This window comes from Streptosporangium nanhuense (genome assembly GCF_059358815.1).
Genome location: NZ_JCADBG010000047.1, coordinates 22,871 through 29,377, shown reverse-complemented (window position 1 = coordinate 29,377; position 6,507 = coordinate 22,871). Strand labels below are relative to the sequence as shown.

At 71.1% G+C, this 6,507-nt stretch carries 6 protein-coding genes; 3 read left to right on the top strand and 3 right to left on the bottom strand.

The annotated features are described in order from the left end of the window. The coding region (locus tag AC5L38_RS42790) for an alpha/beta hydrolase family protein (protein WP_495248548.1) at nt 1–988 on the bottom strand (988 nt) is incomplete at its 3' end. 109 nt (nt 989–1,097) lie between these two features. Here AC5L38_RS42790 and AC5L38_RS42785 point away from each other — a divergent pair. Together AC5L38_RS42785 and AC5L38_RS42780 are read left to right on the top strand one after the other, a co-directional pair. After that, a complete protein-coding gene (locus AC5L38_RS42785) occupies nt 1,098–2,237 on the top strand; it encodes a sensor histidine kinase (RefSeq protein ID WP_495248547.1) in 1,140 nt (379 codons plus the stop codon). Beyond that, nucleotides 2,234–2,881: a response regulator gene (locus AC5L38_RS42780; protein ID WP_495248546.1), complete on the top strand. Its 648-nt coding sequence runs from the start codon at nt 2,234–2,236 to the stop codon at nt 2,879–2,881. Before AC5L38_RS42785 ends, AC5L38_RS42780 begins: the two co-directional genes overlap by 4 nt. A gap of 44 nt (nt 2,882–2,925) precedes the next feature. Here the strand turns inward: AC5L38_RS42780 and AC5L38_RS42775 are convergent, their stop codons facing one another. Together AC5L38_RS42775 and AC5L38_RS42770 are read right to left on the bottom strand one after the other, a co-directional pair. Further along, nucleotides 2,926–3,960 (bottom strand): helix-turn-helix domain-containing protein, encoded by a 1,035-nt coding sequence (locus tag AC5L38_RS42775; RefSeq protein ID WP_495248545.1) that lies wholly within the window; start codon nt 3,958–3,960, stop codon nt 2,926–2,928. Nucleotides 3,961–4,323: 363 nt separating this feature from the next. Further along, nucleotides 4,324–5,277 (bottom strand): LysR family transcriptional regulator, encoded by a 954-nt coding sequence (locus AC5L38_RS42770; protein ID WP_495248544.1) that lies wholly within the window; start codon nt 5,275–5,277, stop codon nt 4,324–4,326. 87 nt (nt 5,278–5,364) lie between these two features. Here AC5L38_RS42770 and AC5L38_RS42765 point away from each other — a divergent pair, with 87 nt between their 5' ends. After that, nucleotides 5,365–6,507, top strand: coding sequence for a saccharopine dehydrogenase family protein (locus AC5L38_RS42765; protein WP_495248543.1), 1,143 nt, complete (start codon nt 5,365–5,367; stop codon nt 6,505–6,507).

The following is a 6,507-nucleotide window of genomic DNA, read 5'->3' as shown; positions in this document are numbered from 1 at the left end:
CTCGAAACCACATCGGATGATCGGGGAAGGTACACCCCTTCCTGGCAGATCCACAGGTTTCGATCATTGCTCCCGTCACGGTCAGCCAGCGCTTCCGGTCACCGGTCACGTGCGGCCAGAACAGGTCCCAGGAGCCCTTCTTCCCACCGCTGTCCGGCTCCTGCCTCGGGTTGCCGATCATCATGAACGGCTTCTCGACGGGCTTCGCCGGCGTCGGCGGGTGGTAGGAGCCGTCCAGGTTGACCGCGGCCTTGATCCGCCGGCTCAGGGGCAGGAGGTGCGCGGCACTCTGGCCGCCGACCGAATGTCCCACCATCGCGATCCTGGTCTCGTCGATCAGCCGGTTCCAGTGCGCGCTCCTCTCGAGCCGGTCCAGCACGAACGTCGTGTCGGCGGCCCTGACCCGGGCGACCTTCGCCCCCAGCTCCGGGGTCTGGCCGCCCTTGCCCGCCTCGAACGTGACGGTCCTGCCGCCGGGGAACGTGGTGGCCACGGATTCGTAGGTGTGCTCGATGCCGGCCACCAGGTATCCCCTGCTCGCGAACTCCTCGGCCAGCGAGGTCATCGTCGCGCGGGGCAACGTCATGCCGGGCGACAGGACCACCAGCGGCCATCCGTCCCTCCGCCTCAGCGGGGGCGCGTCGACGCGGGCGTACGTCCTCGTCCTGGCGAGCGTGTCCGGTGGCACGTCCTTCAGCTGCGGCGCGCTCTTGGTGATCAACTCCGACTCCTGGGGCGTGACGTACCGGGCCGGCCGGCCCACGGCCCTCCGCGCCGGGTACCAGACCGAGACCATCAGCTCGCGCTTCCTGCCGGCCACCCACGGGTCGGGACGGCCGGAGTCGACCAGGTGCAGTACCGACCGTCCGACGGCGTGGCCGCCCGTCGGCGCGGGCAGGGCGGGAGCGGACGCCGCGGCGCCCGCGGTACCGGCGAGCCCGGTGAGCATGGAGAGCGCGAGCATGCTCGCGACGGTTGTCTTCCTCATGTCCACGACCATGCGGCACGACACGGCCGTACCGTCCCCGGCGAAAGTCACCCGGCACCCGCGACTTTCGTAGGGGTACGTCGTCCGGGCAGCCCTATAGCCTCTGGTCATGACGTACGGCGACGCCGGGATCGTCGAGCGGGTCACGCCGTGGGCTCTCGGCGCGGCGGTGTTCCTGCTCTCCATGGCCTCCGCGTCCGGTTCGGTGGGCGTCGAGTCGACGCTGCCCGAGCCCGTGCTCGTGGCCGTCGCCGCCGCGTCGGCGGTGGCCGCGGTCCGCGCCAGACGCTCGCCGGGGACGCTCGCCGCGGTGGGCGCCGTCGCCTACGCGTGGCTGGTGATGTGGCCCGCCGCCGTCGCGGCCTCCTACTACGCGGGCACGCACCTGCGCCGTCGCGACCTGTGGCTCTACACCGGGGGCGCGGTCGCGGTCTTCTCGCTCAGCACTCTCGTCTCCCACCGGATCGGCGGGTACCGGGCGCTGGTCGTGGACACCCCGGCCAACGCGATCCTGATGAGCGGCGCGATGCTCGGGCTGCCCCTGGTGGCGGGATTGTGGGTCCGCGCCAGGCGGCAGGTGCTCGCCACGATGCGCGAGCAGGCGGAACAGCTGCTGCGCGAGCAGGTGCTGCGCGCGGAGCGGGCACGCGTCCAGGAACGAGCACGCATCGCACGGGAGATGCACGACGTGGTCGCGCACCAGGTGTCGCTGATGGTCCTGCACGCCGGCGCCCTGGAGGTCGGCGCCCCCGACGAGCGTACGGCCGAGGCCGCGGCGCTGATCGGCGGTGTCGGCAGGGAGGCGCTGGGCAACCTGCGCGAGGTGCTCGGCATGCTGCGCTCGCGGGACTCCGTGCGCGACCCGCAACCCACGCTGGCCGACCTCGACCGGCTGCTCGACCAGACCCGCGCGCTGGGCATCGTGGTCGACCGTCACGACGAGGGGGCCGCGCGCCCACTCGGTCCCGTGGTGGAACGCACCGCCTACCGCGTGGTCCAGGAGGCGCTGACCAACGTGCACAAGCACGCCGCCGATGCCAGGACCGAGGTGTTCGTCCGCTACCGTCCCGCCGAGTTGGAGATCCTTGTGCGCAACCAGCCCTCCGCCGGCACCTCCGGCGATCTGCCCGGCTCCGGCTGGGGGCTGGTCGGCCTGCGCGAACGTGTCGAGCTGGTCGGCGGCAGTCTGGAGGCCGGCCCGCGGGACGGCGACGGTTTCCAGGTCATGGCCAGGATCCCGGTCGCGTGATCCGCGTACTGGTCGTCGACGACGAGGCACTGGTCAGATCCGGGCTGCGGATGATCCTGGAGGCGGCGGGCGACATGGTGGTCGTCGGCGAGGCCCGCGACGGCGACGAGGCGGTCGCCGCCACCACCAGGCTCAGGCCGCAGGTCGTGCTGATGGACGTACGCATGCCCGGCACCGACGGCCTGGCCGCCGGAGCACGTATCCTGGCCGCCCCCGAGGCCCCCAAACTGATCATGCTGACCACCTTCGACCTGGACGAGTACGTCCACGAGGCGCTCCGGCTGGGTGCGGTCGGGTTCCTGCTCAAGGACACCCCGCCCCGGGAGCTGGCCGCCGCCGTACGCACGGTCGCGACGGGCCAGGCCATACTGTCCCCCACCGTCATCAAGCGATTGATCACGTCGTTCGCCGACAGGGCTCCCTCCCGCGCCGAGTCCGCGCGCGACCGGCTCGCGTCGCTGACCGCCAGGGAGGAGGACGTGATCAGGGTGCTGGCCCGCGGCCTGTCGAACGCGGAGATCGGGCGGGAGCTCGGGCTGGCGGAGGCCACGGTGAAGGCGCACGTCAGCCGGCTGCTCACCAAGCTGGGTGTGGCCAACAGGGTGCAGGCGGCGATCCTGGTGCACGACGCGGACCTCGGCTGACCGTTCTCCAGTCGTGATCAGCACGACCGCGTCGGCCGCCGACCTCACCCGTCTCCCCTTTCCGGCGTCCCCGGCTCACCCCCTGGCCGGGCCGAAGCACGAAGGGCCGCCGCGATCCACGCGAAGAGCTCGGGCCCCTCCTCGTCCGTACCGGGCGGCGTCCCGTTGATCACGGCCACCAGGGACAGGTACCTGCCGTGAGTGGCGTCGTACCGGGCCTCCTCCGGGGAGTCCTCGCGCCGGATCCTCTCGACGAGGAGGAAGGCCGCGGCCAACCGGTCCCGCGACTCGGCCGTGGCCTGCCCGCCGAAGACCTCGGCGGTCGCGTTCGCCATGCGGGCGACCAGCTCCCGTGCCCGGGGAGAGTCGGCCGGCAGCCCGGAACGGTACGCCTCCACGACCTCCTCCCCGACCTTCGCCCCCTCCCGGTGGATGAAGTCCCACACCGGCGCGGCGGCCAGGCGCCGTCCCGGGAACGTGCCGTAGGTGTCCTGGAGACAGGACCGGACCGCGCTACGGAACTCCTCGCCCCGCACCAGGTCGGCCAGCTCGATCCAGGCTTCGAGCTGGGCGACCGTGGGGTCCTCCGGCAGGCGCGGTCGCATCGTCCGCAACCGCTCGACAAAACCCGGGGGGACGTCGAGGTCTTCGCCGACCTCGTTCCAGAAACCGTCGACGAGCCGCTCGCGCTCCTCGTCGGGCATCGAGACGAGTTTGTGCATCAGGGCCACCTGCGCGGCCGTGCCTCCCTGCTTGACCAGGGTCCTCAGCACGGCCCGCCTGGCCCTGAGGTCGCGCTCCTGACGCTCGACGAGCTCCAGGTGCGCCGCGAGGAGATCGTGCAGTGACGTCTCGCCGTCGAGCAGCTGGCGGATGTCGTCCAGGCCGGCGTCCAGGTCGCGAAGGGTGCGGATGAGCTCCAGCCGGGCGATCGCCCGGATGTCGTACAGGCGGTAGCCCGCCCCGGTCACGTGTGTGGGTGCGATGACCCCGGCATCGGAGTAGTACCGGATGGCGCTGACGCTCAGACCGGTCCGGCGCGCCACGTCCCCGATCGGGTACAGCTCGTTGTCGTCCATGCCGTCACTATGGGGTCTCAAGCGGCTTGAGACTCAAGCCCCGCACAGCCCGGGCTTGGGCTTCCCCCGTGGGACGGACACGTCGGCGGGTCGAGGACACACCACGGTAAAACCAACAACGAACGAGCGCGGGTCCTCAACCATGTTCTTCCTCCTCGAGGCCATCGACCCCGTGTGAATATCCTGTGAGATCTGCACCCGGCATGACCGGATCGCTGCCTCGACGCCGTCGCGGGCCGAATGACTCACAGAAGACTCACAGATCCTCTCCGAGATCGCGTACGGCGGTTGACCAAGCATTACGGCCAGGTCGCGGCGGTGAGCGATCCGAGCTTCGACGTCAGGCCGGGTGTGGTCGGCGGATCAGGCCCGGGCCTGCTCCCGGCTCACGCGGACGATCACGTCCAGCAGGGCGGTCACGGCCGGGAGGCGGAAAGGCGGCGCCAAGGAGGCCGCGTACAACCGGCGGGAGGGGAGCGAAGGAACGGTCGGCCTGCTCACCACCCCTGGATGTACGGCGCCCCGCACCAGCGTGGGCACGAGCATGACGCCGGATCCGCCGGCGACCAGGGCTTGCCTGCCGTTCCAGTCCTCGCAGAAGAACCCGATCCGAGGGGGCCGGCCCAGGGCTTCGGCGAGCTGCGGGAGCGGGCCGAGGCAGTCGGGGTAACCGCCTTCGATCCACACCTCGTCACACAGATCGGACAGCGGCACCTGGCCAAGCCGGGCCAGCCGATGGTCGGCGGGCAAGGCGACCTGGAACTCCTCATCCAGCAACGGCAGCAGATCGACCCCGGCGAGATCGGCGGGATCGAGGGGCTCGGCCGACGGGTCGCGCTTGGCCGCCGGCGGATCCGCGTACAGGTTCCAGGCGGTGACCAGGGTGAGGTCGATCCGGGCCTCTTTGATTGCGGCCACCGGCCCCGCGGCGTCCTCCCGCATCAGGCTCAGCCGCACCCCGGGGTGGGATCGGCTGAAACGCCTGATGACCTCCGGCATCAACCAGGTGTTCGCGCTGGAGAACGCCGACAGGCGCAGATGCCCGGTCTCGGCGCCGGTGAAGGCGTTCACCCGCATCTCCAGAGCCCGCAAGCGCGCCAGGACGTCCCGCGCCTGCTTGACGACCATCTCACCGGCCGCCGTCGCCTTGACGCCGCGCGGTGTGCGCCGGAAGAGCGACACACCGAGCCTGCGCTCCAGACCGCCGATCTGCCGTGACACGGCCGGCTGGGTCATCGACAGGGCTTCGGCCGCCGCCGAGAAGGAACCGCGCTCCTCCACCTCGACCATCACCTGCAACGTCCAGGGATCAAGCATGTGCGAGCCACTCCCTCCGGTCGGCTGCCATGCGGGCCGCGCATGTCCCCTATAAGACATCCGCAGTGGTGTGCATATCACTCTCGCGTGATCCTGGGAACCTCAGCGCTTCCCGACACCGAACTGCGAGGGCACAGCATGCGCACGAGCGCCGACGAGTACCGGGAGTGGCCCGGCGCGGGCAAGTCGATCGTCGTCATCGGCGGGTACGGAGCGGTCGGCGGCGCGACCGCGCGACAACTCGGCCTGTGGTTCCCCGGCCGGATCGTGGCGGCCGGGCGCGATCCGACGAAGGCGCGGACCTTGGCGCGATCCACCGGCGCCGCGGTCAGAGCGGCAGGCGTCGACGTCAGCGATCCCGCCGATGTGGCTCGGCTGCTCGACGAGGCGGCCGTGGTCGTGATGTGCGTCGAGCGCGCCAATGCGGCACTGGCCGAGGCGTGTCTGCGGCGGGGGGTGCACTACGTCGACGTCAGCGCGTCCACCTCGGTGATCCGGGAGATCGAGTCGCTGGACAGGCTCGCGGTGCGAAACCGGGCGACGGCCGTTCTCAGCGTCGGCGTGGCCCCGGGGCTGACCAACCTGCTGGCCCGCCACTGTCTCGAACGCCTCCCGTCAGGAAACAGGGTCGACATCAGCCTCCTGCTGGGCCAGGGCGGCGACCACGGCGCGGACTCGGTGCGATGGATCGTCGCCGGCCTCACCCGCCCGGACGGATCGCGGCGGCCCGGTGTCCGGCGAGCACGCGTCCGGCTTCCTGGCTGGGGGACGCGGACCGTCCACCCGTTCCCCTTCTCCGACCAGCAGACGATCGGTGAATCGTCGCGGATCACGGCCACCACGCGGATCTGCTTCGACTCGGCCCTCGTCACCTCCGTCCTCTTCGGGCTCGCGGCCATCGGATTCTTCACCCTGGTGGGTCGGTTGCGTGCCGAATCGCCACTCGCGTCAGCGCTTTCCCGGTGGCACCGCGGGTCCGACCGCTTCGTCGTCCACGTGAGGACGTCGGACGCCGAGGGGAAGGCGGTGTCGAGCACCGTCACGGGCCGCGACACCTGCCAGATCACCGGTGCCGTGGCGGCCCTGGTGGCTCGCGACCTGTTCACCACCTCGCTTCCCGCCGGGGTCCTGCACATCGACGCTCTTCAGCCCTCCCGGCCTCTTCTCGAGGAGGTGCGCGAGCACCTGACGACCGTCGATCACAGCGCCCCGGACGAACGATCCGAATGA